We start from the raw sequence: 1,035 nt of genomic DNA, 5'->3' as shown, positions 1-1,035 counted from the left end.
GGCAACGCCTGGGTCTAAATCCAATTCGTCATGGGCAACTAAAATGTCCTCGACAGGGATTTTGAAAAAATTAGCTAAACTACTGACCGCTTTACCACTTAAATTCATGTAAGTAGTGGGGATCAATAATTTGAATTCTTGGCCTTGAATGATCACTTTGCCTGTAAGGCCGTGATATTTAGGATCGTGTTTTAGAGTGCAGTTATAGCGTGCAGCGATTTGCTCGATGAACCAAGCACCTGCATTGTGGCGTGTGTTTGCGTATTCGGGGCCTGGATTAGCCAGGCCCACAAGCATTTGAATAGAATTCAAGGTTGCGAGACCTTAAATATTATTCTGCTGCTGCAGCGTCGTCTTCAACTGGAGCTGCTTTGTTTGCTTTGATAGTCAGGATAGACTGATCATGGCCTTCGCCTTTAGCTAAATCTACAGAGCTAACGCCTTTAGGGAAAGTTAGGTCAGAGATATGAACTGAATCGCCAACAACAAACTTAGAAACATCTACTTCAATGAATTCTGGAAGTGCTTTTGGAAGACACGTAATTTCAACTTCAGTTAACTGGTGAACAACAGTTGCGCCAGCTTTAGTTACAATCTCTTCACCGATGAAGTGTAGAGGAACTTTAGTTTGAAATTTATGAGTAGCATCTACACGTTGGAAATCAAGGTGAGTAAGCTTAGGCTTGAATGGGTGACGTTGGATATCTTTTAAGATTACTTCAACAGCTTCGCCATCAACGTTAAGCGTAAGGATATGCGTGTAGAAACCTTCGTCTTCTTGAGCTTTGATCATATCTTTATGAGCAAAAGTAAGAGATAAAGCTTCTTTATCAGCTCCGTAAAGGATTGCAGGAACTTTGTCTTCGCGACGTAGGCGGCGGCTCGCACCAGTACCAGTTTCTACGCGAAGTTCAGCGTTATACGTATAAGTTTTGTTAGACATGATGTCTCCAGTTATTTAAATGTGTAGGGCCTTTGCGACCAAGGTCCCTAGCCAAAAGGCGCGCTATCATACCACCACGCCCAGATAAAATA

General features: G+C 42.6%; 2 protein-coding genes. Both read right to left on the bottom strand.

Annotated elements, in window-relative coordinates; genetic code table 11:
* Positions 1–312: aminoacyl-tRNA hydrolase (gene pth, locus H5072_RS20200; RefSeq protein WP_182694606.1), on the bottom strand; the 312-nt coding region annotated here is incomplete at its 3' end.
* Between the two features lie 19 nt (positions 313–331).
* Positions 332–943, bottom strand: coding sequence for a 50S ribosomal protein L25/general stress protein Ctc (locus tag H5072_RS20195; protein WP_002958549.1), 612 nt, complete (start codon positions 941–943; stop codon positions 332–334).
* Between the last annotated feature and the right edge of the window lie 92 nt (positions 944–1,035).

This window comes from Pseudoalteromonas sp. SR45-5 (assembly GCF_014163565.1).
In the GTDB taxonomy this organism is placed as follows: Bacteria; Pseudomonadota; Gammaproteobacteria; order Enterobacterales; family Alteromonadaceae; genus Pseudoalteromonas; species Pseudoalteromonas distincta.
The sequence above is the reverse complement of the archived record's forward strand: the minus strand, read 5'-3'. Positions and strand labels throughout refer to the sequence as shown.

What these genes read in the sequence shown, in the direction of transcription:
- H5072_RS20195 (WP_002958549.1), bottom strand. Translation starts at nt 943, where the DNA reads ATGTCTAACAAAACTTATACGTATAACGCTGAACTTCGCGTAGAAACT.